The organism is Thalassospira sp. UBA848, from assembly GCF_002295455.1.
In the GTDB taxonomy this organism is placed as follows: domain Bacteria; phylum Pseudomonadota; class Alphaproteobacteria; order Rhodospirillales; family Thalassospiraceae; genus Thalassospira.
Map to the genome: position 1 here is coordinate 78,359 of NZ_DBGS01000116.1, position 14,293 is coordinate 92,651.

Consider the following 14,293-nt stretch of genomic DNA (forward strand, 5'->3'; position numbering starts at 1 on the left):
GGCACCTATATCCCGCACTTTGATGAAACCGGCGAAGTGCTGGGCTATTTCTGCATTTATCACGACATTACCGAACGCAAGACCGCCGAACAGGCGCTCAAAGAAGCCAACGAAGGCCTTGAAGCCCGCGTGACCGAACGTACCCATGCGCTTGAGGTCCTGAACTCCGAACTTTCGGACGCCAAGGAACAGGCCGAAACCGCCAACGATACCAAAACCCGCTTCTTTGCCGCTGCCAGCCACGACCTGCTTCAGCCACTGAATGCCGCGCGCCTGTTTACAGTCGCCCTTGGTGGCAAGCAGGGGCTGGCGGATGACGTACTTGATCTGGTCGGCAAGGTGGATCTGTCGCTCAAGGGGGTTGAAGAACTCCTCAACGAGCTTCTTGATATCTGCAAGCTTGATGCCGGCGCGATGCAGCCGACCGTGCGTGACTTTGCGATCAATGATGTGCTGGGCGCGCTTGAAACCGAATTCGGCCCGATTGCCGAAAATGCCGGGCTCAGCTTCAAGGTCCATAAACGCGATCTGTGGGTGCGCAGTGACAGTCGTTTGCTGCGGCGTATCCTGCAAAACTTCATTTCCAACGCCATGCGCTATACCCGCACCGGCGGGGCGGTGGTGGGTTGCCGCGTGCGTGGTGACACGCTCAAACTCGAAGTTTGGGATAGCGGGCCTGGCATCCCCGAAGACAAACTGAAAATCATCTTCCGCGAATTCCATCGCCTCGAAGGCCCGGAAACCACCGATGTGAAGGGGCTGGGGCTTGGCCTTGCCATCGTGGATCGCCTTGGCAAGTCGCTGGGTCACCCGGTTTCGGTGCGCTCACGCCCCGGTCGCGGCACGGTCTTCTCGGTCGAAGTGCCGCTGGGGGTTGCCGATACCGCCGCCACACCAAAACCCAAACGCCGCATGGCGGGCGAGTTGGGCGGCCTTCGTGTGCTGTGCCTTGATAACGAACCCGATATCCTCGATGGCATGCGTGCCATGCTGGAAAACTGGGATTGCGTCGTGGTTACCGCCCAGTCCGGTACAGCGGCCGAAGATACCCTGACCAAGGCAGAGGACGGCAAACAACCGTTCTCGCCGGACATCATCCTTGCCGATTACCACCTTGATTCCGGCCAGACCGGTCTTGATGTCCTAATGCGGTTGCGTGATGTTCACGGCGTTAACGTCCCCGGCGTCATCATCACCGCCGACCGTTCAGCTGATACCGCCGACCTGATCGCCGATCAAGGGTTCTCGCTACTCAACAAACCGCTCCGCCCGGCCAAACTGCGCGCCCTGATGACGCGCGCCCTCAACCGGTTGGGGAGTGATGCGGCGGAGTAAGTTGCTAATATTCTTTGTGATACGTGTAGTTCACCTGCTACCATTTTGGTAAACACTTAAAACGTTTATCGGGTTTAGTTATGGCATTTGTTTTCATTTCCCGCTTCGCTGTCTTTCTATCACTGATTTCTGCTGTCACATTAGTGGGAGCTAAAAAATCAATCGCAAAGGATTGTTCGGCTCTCTCCTCGTTAATATTCTTGCCTGATACACAAGTTCATGAAGCTGCTGAGTTAGCAGCCGATTGTATAGATGATCCGCTGGGGCACTCGTATCTCCAGAGCGCCTTGACGGGGAACTTTTATGAGCAGCCAGAGGAAATTTTAGCTGAATTGGCACTACCTGATGCTGAACGTTCTGCGGATAGCTATTACAAGGCCTTTTTTGTACGCAAAGCATTTATCGAAGAGGCCATGAATCCGGGCGATGAGGTCCGAAGAACGTATTCATATCTGTTTGAAAGTGCGAAACGGGGAAGCCTCTATGGAAGCGCTTATCTTACATATTGGGGCCTCTTTAACGATACGGAGTGGGCAGGGAACTTCGTCGAAAATCTAAAGCCGTTTGGGGAAGCTCATTTTAGTGCAGTAAAGCAACTCCTTAGCCATGTGAACACGGTTTGTTTTTACTCAAAGATGTTCCCCAGCAAAAACCCTCAGGCGCCTGAACCGCTAGAACCAGAGCACTTTTGGTTAACACCAGAGTTCGCTCAAATGCTTGTTTTGTTGCGAAAAATTGAATGTGAGCATGTGGAAAGTTTTGTCTCAGCCAATGCACTTGAGCCTGCACCGATATCAGACTTTTTTTTGACGGAATTGATGCACCATTGGGAGCTTGAGAATGAGCACCGTTTGTCAATCGAGAAGCTGCGCGCCAATGCCAGTGAGTATGCGGATTCTGAGATTCCTGCTGCCGTAAGCGAATGGGCAAAGCGCTATAAATCCTCTCAACCAGATAACCCACTTTTGTGGTGTGACACCAATCAGGCGGACAAACTAAATCTCTGCTATCGGACTGCCTTTTATCAAGACTTCCACTGCAAAGGTATGTTGTCTGTAGAAGGATTCTCAGAACAGCTACCCAGTTCGATGGAGTACGACTACTGTCGTGATTTGTTTTTTATGCATACTTTAGGTTCCTCAACGGCTTCCGCTGATAACTCTTGAGCTATTCTGCTGTTTAGCCGGAAGCGGGTGACATTAAAGAGCATCAGTTTCCTAGGTTAGAGAACGAGAATTAGTCATCCATTTGTAAGTGCCAGTTTCGCACTCATCAGAATGAAGCCGCCCGCAAAACATTTGCCAATCAGATCTATCACTTTCTTCTGTTCCAGAACGTGCTGGCGCAGTGCTGCGGCAAAACACCCATAAATCACAAACACACCAAATGTCATCGCCATGAAGATCAGGCCGAGCAGGGTCATTTCAAGCGTTGTGTCGGGCGTGTTCGCGCTAACAAATTGCGGCAGGAAGGCGAGGAAGAAGACTGACAGTTTGGGGTTGAGCAGGTTAAGCAATATCCCGTCGCGGATGATTTTAAGAATGCCCGTGGTGCTTTCATTGGTGGTGACTTTCATCGCACCGGTCCTAAACCACATGCCCCAGGCCATATACAGCAACCAGGCTACACCCAGATAACGCACGATTTCAAAGGCGACCGCGCTGGCATGAAGCAGGGCGGCGAGGCCAAGGATGCTGGCGGTCATATGCGGGACAATACCCAGTGTGCAGCCAAAGGCGGCCCAGATGCTGGCCTTCATGCCGCGTCCCAGTCCAAAGGCAAGGGTATAGATCACGCCGGTGCCGGGCAGGGCGACGATGATGAGGGAGGTTATCAGGAAGTCGAGGCTGATCATGGTTCATCCGTTTGTTGAATGCTCTGTTGCCCTCAATCTACGGATGGACAGCAGAGCATTCTTGAACGGAATTGCACGATCTGATGGTTTGTCCCAAACCGTCATTCCGGGCGGAGCGGAGCGCAGACCCGGAATCCATGCGCAATCGCGGCAAAGATGGATTCCCGCTTGCGCGGGAATGACGATTGGGTTGGGAACCGTTTCTGAGGCCGTCGGCTAGTTCGCGCGAATGGCGCGGGCATAGCGGCCCGGTGTCAGGCCAAAGGCACGGATAAAGTGGCGGTTGAGGTGGCTTTGATCGGCGAAGCCTGCGCTGCTTGCGATATCGGCAAGGGTTTCGCCGGATTTGATCATGGTCCTTGCAAGATCAATGCGCCGCTGGATCAGATAGGCGTGCGGGGTGAGGCCCGTCGCATGGGTAAAGTCGCGCAGCGTCTGAAATTTGCTTAAGCCCGTGGCGTTCGCCAGGTCATCAAGGCTGTGGCTGTGTGTCGGGCTGTCATCAAGCAACGCCTTGGCGCGTTTGATCCGGGCATGGGCAACGGCTTGGCGCACGTTTGATTTCGGGGTGGGTTCACCGGTGCCGATCATGGTGTGATGGAGCATCATCAGCAGCATTTCTTCGCGCCGGAGCCGTGCACTTTCTTGCGATCCATTGGTGATGGCATCGAACAATGCCCCAAAGCAGCGCCGTACAGTGGGGCTGTCCATCACGGGCCGTGTGAATTCATATTGGTCGGTGGCGGCATCAGTAAGGTCACTTGCCGCGCGCGCGATCAGGTCCGGGTCAAAATACAACATGTTCCAGCCGCGTGGCCCATCGCCAATCGGATGGCCATCATGCACTTCGCGGGGATTGACCGTGATGATGTTGCCAGCTCCGGCCTCGACCATGCCGCGACCGGAGGCCGATTTCTGCGCCCCGGAATGCATGAAGCCAATGCCAAACGCCTCATGGGTGTGCTTGGCAAAGGAATGGCGTGTTTCGGCCATGACGGCTTCCACACCCAGACAATCATGGGCAATGACTTCGACCTTGTTCATCGCACAAAACTGGCAGCGTTTGAAGGTTTTGGCAATGGGACGATGAGACACGCCATGCAATCGGGCGTGAATGCTGAGAGGACACTGTCGCGGTGGCATCGGTATACGCGCGGCACCTGGCCGACAGAGATGGTCTCCGACGGGCAGGGCAAACACGTCTGCTGAAATCTGGATATATGTATGAACGGCTTAACAACCGGGCGTTTCCGGGGACGGGCAGAAGGGTGATCGCGCCGATCAGGCGTCGATGGCCGGTTCCTGAAGCTGCAATTCGCGCGCGATGATCACGGCCTGGGTGCGGCTATGGACCGAAAGTTTGCGCAGGATCGCCGATACATGGGCCTTGACCGTCGCTTCGGTGACATCAAGCTCATAGGCGATTTGCTTATTGAGCTTGCCTTCGGTCAGCATGTTCAGAACACGCAATTGCTGCGGGGTAAGCTGACCGATCTTTTCGGCAAGACCGGTGGCTTCATCATCTGCCGGGCCGTTTTCCATGGCCTCGCGCGCCCAGTCGGGCATCCACATGCCACCATCCAGCACGGTCTTGACCGCAAGGCCGATCTGATCGACAGGGGCCGATTTCGGTACAAAGGCCGACGCGCCGTATTCGATGGAGCGACGCACGACAGGAAGTTCCTGACTGGCCGAAACGATGGAAACCGGTATGTCGGGGTAGGATGCGCGAAGTGTGAACAGGCCGGTAAAGCCGTTCATGCCCGGCATATGAAGATCAAGCAGGACAAGGTCGATATCGCCTTTATGTGCCTCGACCTGATCAATCGCCTCATACAGGCTTTCAGCTTCAAGCACCGAGACATTTTCCAGTTCTGTGCTTAACGCCTGTTTGAGCGCCCCGCGCACAAGCGGGTGGTCATCAGCGATCAGAATCTGGAACGTTTCGGACATTGGATATTTCCCCTGAAAGTTATCTTTCCCCGACAGGTCGCAATTATTCTATCCCGTTCAAGCGGAACTCACAAATTATTAGGTGAGAAAAGGATGGGATATCTTGATTTTGGATTGGATGCGACCCGTTTGGCGACGATCTGCGCGACAGGTTTTGTCTGGAAAAACTGGCAAAAAGGTTGAGGGAAACCAAAGATCACTCTCGCCCCACGAAATGTGAAACTTTGGCCCCCCTCGCGCCACCGTTTGAGAGTATGCCCATTAAAATCGGTGCCGTAAACTCCGCATTTGAGGAAAAATGAAATTTATCTTATCAGTGTGATCAATGACCGAAATTCAGTTCTGACACACCACACTGCATTGCGAAATTGGCGAATTTATACAATCCGTTCCAAAACCGCGCAGCCCAAGGAAAAAAGGACACCTAAATGTCTGAACAGCCGCAAGTGATCCGCCGCGAAGACTATAAGGAACCTGACTTTGTTGTCGAAAAGGTCGAACTGGTTTTTGACCTTGATCGGGACGTCACAAATGTGAAATCGCGCCTGTTTATGGCTGCGAATCCTGCGCGCGGTACCGGAAAGGGGGACGAAGTTTTCCTCCATGGCGAGGATATGAAGCTCCTTTCCGTCACCCTTGATGATGCCCGTCTGGCCTCAAGCGATTTCAAGGTGGATCAGGAGGGCCTGCGCTTCACTGCACCAAGCGAAACCTTCATTGCCGAACTCGAAACCCAGATTTCACCGGCCAACAACACCCGCCTTGAAGGGCTTTATGTTTCGCAAAGTGCCTTTTGCACCCAGTGCGAGGCCGAAGGTTTCCGGCGCATCACCTATTTCCCGGATCGTCCCGATGTCATGGCGACCTATAAGGTCACGATCAATGCCAACAAGGAAAGCTGCCCGGTCCTGTTGTCAAACGGCAATCTGATCGACAGTGGTGATCTTGATGGCGGGCGTCATTTCGCGGTGTGGGAAGACCCGTTCCCCAAGCCGTCCTATCTGTTTGCGCTGGTGGCCGGTGATCTGGCCTGTGTCGAAGACAGTTTCAAGACCATGTCGGGCCGTGATGTGGCGCTGCGTATCTTTGTCGAACATGGCAACGAGGATCGCTGTGACTATGCGATGGACAGCCTGAAACGGTCCATGAAGTGGGACGAGGAGGTCTATGGCCTCGAATACGATCTGGATCTGTTCAATATCGTCGCGGTGTCGGACTTCAATATGGGGGCGATGGAAAACAAGAGCTTGAATGTTTTCAACGCCAAATTCGTTCTGGCACGGCCTGATACGGCGACCGATGTGGATTATGAACGCATCGAATCCATCGTCGCACACGAATATTTCCATAACTGGTCGGGCAACCGTGTAACCTGCCGCGACTGGTTCCAGCTGTCGCTCAAGGAAGGCTTGACCGTTTTCCGCGATCAGGAATTCTCGGCCGATCAACGTTCCCGCCCGGTGCAGCGCATTAAGGACGTCAACGCACTTCGCGCCGCCCAGTTCCCCGAGGACGCCGGGCCACTGGCCCATCCGGTGCGCCCGGACAGCTATATGGAAATCAACAATTTCTATACCGCGACAGTCTATGAAAAGGGTGCCGAGCTGATCCGCATGATGCATACGCTGCTTGGTCCGGATGGCTATCGCAAGGGCATTGACCTTTACTTTGATCGTCATGACGGGCAGGCGGTGACTTGCGATGATTTTGCCAAGGCAATGGAAGACGCCAATGGTGCGGATTTCAGCCAACTCAAACGCTGGTATTCGCAGGCAGGCACGCCGAAACTCAGTTGGCAGGGCGACTATGACGCGGATGCCAAACAATACCGCCTGACCATTACCCAGAAAACTGACCCGACCCCGGGACAGCCAGACAAAAAGCCGCTGCACATGCCGATCTCAATCGGCCTTCTGGGCGCGGATGGTTCTGATCTTCTGGCCAAAACGGTGGAACTGACGGAAGCCAGCCAGGAATTCGTCTTTGACGGTGTTTCGCAAAAGCCGGTTCTTTCCTTTAACCGTGGATTCTCGGCACCGGTCAACATCACCACCGATCAGCCTGATGAAGAGCTTGCTTTCCTGATGGGCCATGACAGTGATGCGTTCAATCGCTGGGAGGCCGGGCAGAAATATGCAACCCGTCTGATGCTGTCGGCCATTGCCGCATATGAGGCAAATGGCGGCGATGTTGATGCCGCCTTTGACGGTGAAAAGGACCGTGTCGATGCCTTCATTGCCGCGATGCGTCAGACACTTATCAATGATGATCTTGATAAGGCGTTTCGGTCTGATGCACTTGTGCTGCCGGGCGAGGCATTCCTGTCCGAGCAACGCAAGCCCGCCAATCCCGAGGCGATCTATCAGGTGCGAACCGCCCTGCGTAAACGTATCGGGCAGGCGCTATGCGATGATTTCGCCAATACCTATCACCAGAATGCGTCAAATGCGGCCTTTACCCCCGATGCCACGTCTGCAGGTCAGCGGGCCTTGCGGGCGACCGCATTGGCCTATCTGGTGGCAAGCGGCGAAGACGAGTATGCCGAAATTGCCGTCGCGCAATATGGCACGGCTGACAACATGACCGATCAGATGGCTGCCCTTTCGGTGCTTAATAACCTTGATCATCCGGGCCGCGAAACCGCCTTGGCCGATTTCGAGCAACGCTTTGCCAGTGATGCGGTCGTTTTGGATAAATGGTTCTCCTTGCAGGCCATGTCCGCGCGGGATGATACGCTGGCACGGGTCAAGGATCTGATGAGCCATTCGGCCTTTACCATGCGCAACCCCAACAAGGTCCGTGCGCTGATCGGGGCGTTCGCCATGGGCAATCCACGCCATTTCCATGCCAAGGATGGCTCGGGTTATGAATTCTATGCTGATCGCCTGATCGAACTTGATGACATCAACCCGCAGGTGGCAGCACGTTTGTGCTCGCCACTCGGCAAGTGGGCGAAATATGATGACGTTCGTGCCGACAAGATGAAGGCAGCGCTTAACCGCATCCTCGCCAAACCGGAAATTTCGCGCGATCTTTATGAAATCGCCTCGAAATCCGTGGCAAGCTGATCACAAGACCATTTGGGTCACATGACAAAGGGCAGCACCAGAAGGTGCCGCCCTTTGTTTTTGTGAAGATCGGATTGGAAAGCTGATCAGGTCAGTTTCATCCGCTCGCTGAATTCACGCATTTTTTCTGACAGGTTGCGCGCCACTTCCGAAAGGTTGTGGCTGGCAGTGTTCAGGTCATGGGCATTGCGGCCCGTGCCCTGCGCCCCGTCATTCACAAAGGTGATCATTTCATCCATTGATCCGGCACCTGCTGCAATGCGCTGCACGTTCTCGGAAATCTCGCCGGTTGCTCGGCGTTGCTCATCAACCGATTGGGTGATGGTCGACTGGATGTCGTTGACCTGGTGAATAACCTCGCCAACCGTGTTGATCGAATGTGCGGCCTTTTGCACTTCTTGCTGAATGGCCGCTGTCAGATCCCCAATCTGGCCAGTGGCACTTGCCGTCTGATCGGCAAGCGATTTGACCTCGTTGGCGACCACGGCAAAGCCCTTGCCAAGTTCGCCGGCACGTTCGGCTTCGATCGTCGCGTTGAGTGACAGAAGCTTGGTGCGATGCGCAATGTCATTGATCAGATCAATGATCGATCCGATCTCGGAGCTGGCCTTTTCAAGCGATCCGATATTGCGCTGGCTTTCCTCGGCTTCCTCGCGTGCCCGTCCGGTCACGTCGGATGCCTCGGTTGCCTGACGGTTGATCTCGGCGATCGACGATGAAAGCTCCTCGACTGCGGTCGCAACGTTGCGGGTATTGGACGCTGCCTCGCGTGACACATCCAACGCACTGCCTGACTGCTGCACGGTGTTTTCCGACTGGCTTGTCAGTTCATTGGCAAGGCTGAGCAACCCTTCGGACTGCTCGGTCACGGATTGCGCCACACGGGCGACCTCGGCCATCATTTCGGTGACCGCGATCTTGCTTTCCTCGCGCTCGGTTACGTCATTCCAGGCCAGCATGGTGCCCAAAAGGACGTTATCCTTGTCGCGCACCGGTGCCGCAAGGATATCAAGATATCCACGCTCGGTCTGGATGATCTCGGAGAACGGCAAGTTGTTCGGGTTGGCAAGCTTTGCCTGGAAGTCCGAACCAAGGTTCAAGAAATCACCAGACACCGTTTGGGGTGTCCCGCCAAGATAGTCCTGTGCGCTGGCATTAAGATAACTCAGCTTGCCATCAGCCAGAATCATTGCCGTCATGGTCGGTGTATTTTCGACCATGTTTTGCAAGATCATGGCCTGACGCACGGATTCACGCAGCGCAATCAGCGCCTTCTTCATTTCGCCGATTTCGTCATTGCCGACATCTGGCAAGTTGACGTTGGTATCGCCGTTCGAGATCGAAGTCATCGCACGGGCAAAAGCGCGCAGATTGCGCAGGACCGTTGTCCGCAACAGGATCCAGCCGACAATCCATCCCGCCAAAAGCACGCCGACAAGAATCTCAATCGACAGGAGCCGCAGGCTGTTGGTTTGCTCGTAGAAATCGGAAATATCACGGTCAAAGCGTGCCTCGGCCCAAACACCACCTCGGCCATCATCAATGGTTACGCTAACGGCCGCGCGGTGGGTTTCACCGGATTCTGCAGCCGCCATGTCGCTTGCTTCGTTGGCGGCTTCTGATGCGACATCGCCTGCATCATCAGCAGGGGCAGATGCATCTTCCGTTGACGGGGCCTGGGCCCCTGCCTGGGCCATTTCCAGTGATTCCAGGCTTTCAAACAGCACCGTGCCGGAATTATCAAGAATTTGGAAGTTGCCCCCCAGAACCTTGCCGATGCCTTCAAGCTGGGGCAGGGGGTCGGTGATGACTTCAAGGAAACCAACCGCCCGGAAACCGCCGACAGGCAGGATCAGGCTAAAGACCGGACGCCCATCCGGTGTCGCCCACATAAAGCTTGCAGGCTTGCGGGCTTCTGCCTTTTCGCGGTTCGCGAGATAGGCTTTGACTTCCGGGTCGTCAGTAACGCTTGCCCCCAGATTGGCCTCAGACGTTGCCAGCTGATTGAATTCCTGATCATAGGCAACCGCATCAAGAAGGTTCACATCCCCCTGCACGACCTCACGCGCGTTCGACAGAATGTCGAGTTCGGCCTTCATGCGGGTCTGGTCATTTTCCTGATAACTTTTGACCAGACTTCCAAGGCGTGACCACTCATTGGCAATGGGGGTGATCTTGTCGGCATAATCGGTCGCGATACGCGATCCGACAAAGAAATTAACTGTACCACTGACCGAGTTGTTCAGTGTTTCAATCGCAAAATTGCGATAGGTGTCACCGGTCCAAAGAAGCATCCAGGTCACTGCACCAGATACCAGTAACCCTGTTACGAGCAAAATTCGCCGTAACGTCAGAAGGCTGGTAGCGCCTCCTGTAATAGCCGTCTTCGCGGCCTTGTCTCCCGTCATTTTTGTCACTCCAGAGCAAACCGTACTTATTTTTTGTATTAATAATGTTGGCTCGCATCACTCCCATTCACACCCCTACTTCTCATGAGTAGTTTCCCTGATCCAACCAGAGCTTGATTTGGAACACAATCCCTTAGTTTGCTGTCCTTGAGGATAACTGCGGCTCTCAAGGTAATTGAAAGTGGCCGTATTTTGGAAATTCTCTTTTTGGTGGCGGCACTTAGCCATCAAACACGTGCGATTTTTGGCGAATTCAAAATTTTTCTGCGAATGTGTGTGATAATCGTTTGCATTTGAAAAAGTGATGCTCTATGACTGTGTTTGTCAAATGCAGGCGACAACGTCGTTTGTGACCAGCCATCAGGCTGACATGGCGTGCCTGATGGTTTCTATCTTCGGGACTCTCTCTCCCCGAAGGTCGATCTCTCTCACTCGAGGGGACTGGTATCCGGATCATTGTGCGGGACAATGCCGGGGAACATACCAGTCCCCCTTTTTTTATCCGAATGAATTGATCCTTGGGCAATCCTGGCGCGCTGTCAGGTTGTCCAGCGGTGCGGGCTTTAGCGTTTTATAAAGGTGCTGGCGGTTACAAACGCAGGGTAACTTTGATGTCGTGAAGGATCGCCACGTCCATGGCTGACGAAGACCACACCCCGAAAAACGATTTGCGCGCAACCCCGGATGCCCCGACGGACCCGGATGCCGGGCAAAAGGATGCACCGCTTCCGGCCTTCATTTACGGTCGAGACGGGCAGGGTGATGGCAATGGCCGCAGGGCAACACGGCCCGGTGATCGGCAAAACCTTAATGCACGGATAGCGGATATGGATCGCAAAACCCTTCTTGGCCTGGTCACAGGCGCAGGCATGCTCGGGCTTGTCTTGTTCTTTGCCGGAATGCTGGTTGGCGCAGGACTGTTTATGGATTCTGATGACGGTGCCCGCACCGCGCAGACAGAACAGCCGGAAGTCGAAATGCTGGCCTCTGCACCCGATGAGCCTACCGTGATCGAGGACGCGACACCGAACGTCACCGAACCCGCCGCGATTCCGGAAATCAGCGCCGACAGCGAAGACCCGGTCGGCGATCTGATTGCGCAACGCAGCGAAGCGCTTTCAGATGAGGCAACCGACAGTGCAGAACCGGCGGCGGACGCGACGCCAGAACCCGAATCAACCGATACCACCCCGTCCGAAGAGCCGGGCATTGCTGCCCCGGAAATCCGGGACGTGACCGGAACGGCTGATGTGCCCGAAGCACCTGATGCACCGGCCGTTGACGAGGCGACGGAAAGCACCGAGAGCGATCCTGCACAACCTTCTGAACAGGCAGCTGCGCCCGCTGAAGCTGAGGCCGAAGCAGAACCAGAACCAGAACCAGAACCAGCAACAGAAACTGCTGATGCCACACAAGAAGCGGCACCAAGTGCCCCGGCAGAGGATAGCGCTGCCGCGACCGATGCTGACAAGCCGTTTTCGGTTCAGGTTGGCGCCTTCAAGGTCCATGAAAATGCCAAGCAGCGCGCTGATGAACTGCGGGGCGAAGGACTTGAAGTGGCAGTGGTTGTGCGCGGACCAGAAAGCGAGGGGGCCTGGTACTATGTCCGGATTGGTGGCTATGCCAGCCTTGCTGCCGCCCGTGATGCGGCTGCCAAGATCAAGGCCGACCATTCACTTGACGGGTTCCCGGTACGTGCAGAGCCAAACGACCGCGTGGTGGATTGATCATCTGCGTCCGTTTGGGCGCACCTTATATATATAGATGCAGTAATGCGGGGCGGGGTGATGCAGGAACGTGTCACCCCGCTTTTGTTTTTGGCGATGCATCGGGGTTAACGCGATGATGTTGCCGTTTTCATCTTATCGGGTTTGTTTTTGTCTTCTGATTGGGGCATTCTACTTGCCATCCTCGAACAAAGGCGCTACGCGCTAGGTTCGCAAATATCAGACCGGCAGCCGCATGTTTCGGATGGCTGCAAAGCAAGACAGGATGACCGAAAGCACATGAGCACGCACAAGGATTTCCCGAACCTTCATATTCTTGATCATCCGCTGATCCAGCATAAGCTGAGCCACATGCGCAAGGTCAGCACCTCGACCAAGACCTTCCGTCAGCTGCTCAAGGAAATTGCGCTTCTGATGGGGTATGAAATCACCCGCGAGCTTCCTGTCAGCTACGAAGACATCGAAACCCCGATCTGCCCGATGAAGGCGCCTGTCATTCAGGGGCGCAAACTGGCCGTTGTGCCGATCCTGCGCGCCGGTTCGGGGATGGCCGATGGCCTGATAGAACTGATGCCGTCCGCGCGCATTGGTCATATCGGCCTGTATCGCGATCCGGAAACCCACATGCCGGTCGAATATCTCGTCAAGCTGCCGGAAGTCGAAGGCCGTACCTTTATTCTGGTCGATCCGATGCTTGCGACGGGGAACTCGGCGGTGGCCGCAATTGATACGCTGAACAAATACGGTGTGGCTGACAAGGATATCCGTTTCATGGCGCTGGTCGCTGCACCCGAAGGCGTCAAAGTCTTCCAGGATGCGCACCCGGATGTGCCGATCTATACCGCGGGCCTTGATGAAAAGCTCAATGAAAAGGCCTATATCGTGCCGGGCCTTGGCGATGCGGGTGACCGACTGTTCGGAACGCGCTAAGTCGGCGATCTTTGAGATGCATTAAAAAAAGGGTGCCTTCTGGCACCCTTTTTGTTTCTGGATTGTCTTGTCTAAGCTGTCTCAGCCTTTTGGCGACACCGTAATATCGACAATCGAGCCCGCAAACGATCCGCCGGTAAGCTTGATGGTGGCAACGCGGTTTTCGCGGTCATAAACCAGAACCGAAATGTCGGCGCGCACCACGGTGACCTTGCTCCAGCCGAAGTTGGGCATTTCACGTTCATAGAAGTCATACATCTGGGCGGGGGATCCGCCTGCATTCAGGACAACGCGTCCATGCCAGGCATCGGATGCACCAAAGATGATGCTTTTATCCATATCCAGCGAGGAATTGGATGGCATCGGAATATCGGTGAACTGGGTAAAGGATGGTCCCGGTTGTCCACCTTTGCCATCCCCACTGCCAGAGCCCGTGTTTGGCACTAGGTTGGTGCCCGAGCACCCGGCGAGAGAGAGCCCCGCAATTGCGGCAGCACATATAAGATATTGTCGCAGTCTCATCATCTTCCTTCGGTCCCCTGATGCCCGTCTTCTAATGAGGGGTATCTCTATCTCGCCCTATCATCGGGTGATAATGTAAAGGAAAGGTTCACATATTTGCTTTTGCAGCATTTTACGAACTTGCCTGAACGACGCACAGCCTGTCGGTCACATGTCGGCTTATACTATTAAGGGGTATCTGCGTTTACGCATTGCACCAAATCAAACGGATTTAATCTGTATAGGTGCGCTTGTCGGGATCCCGGTGCGGGGCATGCTGGCCTTTTTCGAATCATTTTGATCCGGTTTAATGTTTTTTGCGCGCCAAGAGCCCGGTCTTTGCAGGCTGATTTCAGCGGCTTTGCTGGGTTTTTCAACCACGGGTCTTGGGCGTGGTCTTGTTTGACTGTTATGGTTGGATGGGTCTGTTTGGCTATCGCATTGAAAAATAACAGTATTTATAAAAATGCCGATTAAATGCATTTTTTTCCGAAAAAGGTGTTTACAGGTTCGGAT

The 14,293-nt window shown here is 54.6% G+C and carries 11 protein-coding genes; 5 read left to right on the forward strand and 6 right to left on the reverse strand.

Features of this window, described 5'->3' with window-relative positions; genetic code table 11:
- The coding region (locus B2R48_RS16445; protein WP_297002611.1) for a PAS domain-containing hybrid sensor histidine kinase/response regulator at positions 1-1,335 on the forward strand (1,335 nt) is incomplete at its 5' end.
- 80 nt (positions 1,336-1,415) lie between these two features.
- The gene (locus B2R48_RS16450) at positions 1,416-2,501 is read left to right on the forward strand and encodes a hypothetical protein (protein ID WP_213474558.1); all 1,086 of its coding nucleotides are present in this window, start codon (positions 1,416-1,418) and stop codon (positions 2,499-2,501) included.
- Positions 2,502-2,575: 74 nt separating this feature from the next.
- Here B2R48_RS16450 and B2R48_RS16455 read toward each other — a convergent pair whose 3' ends face one another.
- The 3 genes from B2R48_RS16455 to B2R48_RS16465 form a co-directional block, all read right to left on the reverse strand.
- A complete protein-coding gene (locus B2R48_RS16455; protein WP_297002618.1) occupies positions 2,576-3,190 on the reverse strand; it encodes a LysE family translocator in 615 nt (204 codons plus the stop codon).
- A gap of 216 nt (positions 3,191-3,406) precedes the next feature.
- The gene (locus tag B2R48_RS16460; protein WP_297002620.1) at positions 3,407-4,285 is read right to left on the reverse strand and encodes an AraC family transcriptional regulator; all 879 of its coding nucleotides are present in this window, start codon (positions 4,283-4,285) and stop codon (positions 3,407-3,409) included.
- Between the two features lie 186 nt (positions 4,286-4,471).
- On the reverse strand, positions 4,472-5,143 hold the full coding sequence (locus B2R48_RS16465) for a response regulator (protein ID WP_062954070.1): 672 nt from the start codon (positions 5,141-5,143) through the stop codon (positions 4,472-4,474).
- 428 nt (positions 5,144-5,571) lie between these two features.
- On the opposite strand from B2R48_RS16465, the gene pepN reads away from it, so the two are divergent.
- Positions 5,572-8,211: an aminopeptidase N gene (gene pepN / locus B2R48_RS16470; protein ID WP_297002624.1), complete on the forward strand. Its 2,640-nt coding sequence runs from the start codon at positions 5,572-5,574 to the stop codon at positions 8,209-8,211.
- Positions 8,212-8,297: 86 nt separating this feature from the next.
- Here the strand turns inward: pepN and B2R48_RS16475 are convergent, their stop codons facing one another.
- The gene (locus B2R48_RS16475) at positions 8,298-10,619 is read right to left on the reverse strand and encodes a methyl-accepting chemotaxis protein (protein WP_297002627.1); all 2,322 of its coding nucleotides are present in this window, start codon (positions 10,617-10,619) and stop codon (positions 8,298-8,300) included.
- Between the two features lie 635 nt (positions 10,620-11,254).
- On the opposite strand from B2R48_RS16475, the gene B2R48_RS16480 reads away from it, so the two are divergent.
- Positions 11,255-12,346, forward strand: coding sequence for an SPOR domain-containing protein (locus B2R48_RS16480; RefSeq protein ID WP_297002631.1), 1,092 nt, complete (start codon positions 11,255-11,257; stop codon positions 12,344-12,346).
- A 279-nt stretch (positions 12,347-12,625) separates the two neighbouring features.
- Positions 12,626-13,276, forward strand: a complete 651-nt coding sequence (gene upp / locus B2R48_RS16485; RefSeq protein WP_062954074.1) for a uracil phosphoribosyltransferase — start codon at positions 12,626-12,628, stop codon at positions 13,274-13,276.
- Positions 13,277-13,357: 81 nt separating this feature from the next.
- On the opposite strand, the gene B2R48_RS16490 is transcribed toward upp, so the two are convergent.
- The gene (locus B2R48_RS16490; RefSeq protein ID WP_297002636.1) at positions 13,358-13,720 is read right to left on the reverse strand and encodes a hypothetical protein; all 363 of its coding nucleotides are present in this window, start codon (positions 13,718-13,720) and stop codon (positions 13,358-13,360) included.
- A gap of 279 nt (positions 13,721-13,999) precedes the next feature.
- On the reverse strand, positions 14,000-14,293 hold a 294-nt coding region (locus tag B2R48_RS16495; RefSeq protein ID WP_297002639.1), incomplete at its 5' end, for a hypothetical protein.

Coding starts and splice junctions, on each gene's coding strand:
- B2R48_RS16450 (WP_213474558.1), top strand. CDS start 1,416: ATGGCATTTGTTTTCATTTCCCGCTTCGCTGTCTTTCTATCACTGATT.
- B2R48_RS16455 (WP_297002618.1), bottom strand. CDS start 3,190: ATGATCAGCCTCGACTTCCTGATAACCTCCCTCATCATCGTCGCCCTG.
- B2R48_RS16465 (WP_062954070.1), bottom strand. CDS start 5,143: ATGTCCGAAACGTTCCAGATTCTGATCGCTGATGACCACCCGCTTGTG.
- pepN (WP_297002624.1), top strand. CDS start 5,572: ATGTCTGAACAGCCGCAAGTGATCCGCCGCGAAGACTATAAGGAACCT.
- B2R48_RS16475 (WP_297002627.1), bottom strand. CDS start 10,619: ATGACGGGAGACAAGGCCGCGAAGACGGCTATTACAGGAGGCGCTACC.
- B2R48_RS16480 (WP_297002631.1), top strand. CDS start 11,255: ATGGCTGACGAAGACCACACCCCGAAAAACGATTTGCGCGCAACCCCG.
- upp (WP_062954074.1), top strand. CDS start 12,626: ATGAGCACGCACAAGGATTTCCCGAACCTTCATATTCTTGATCATCCG.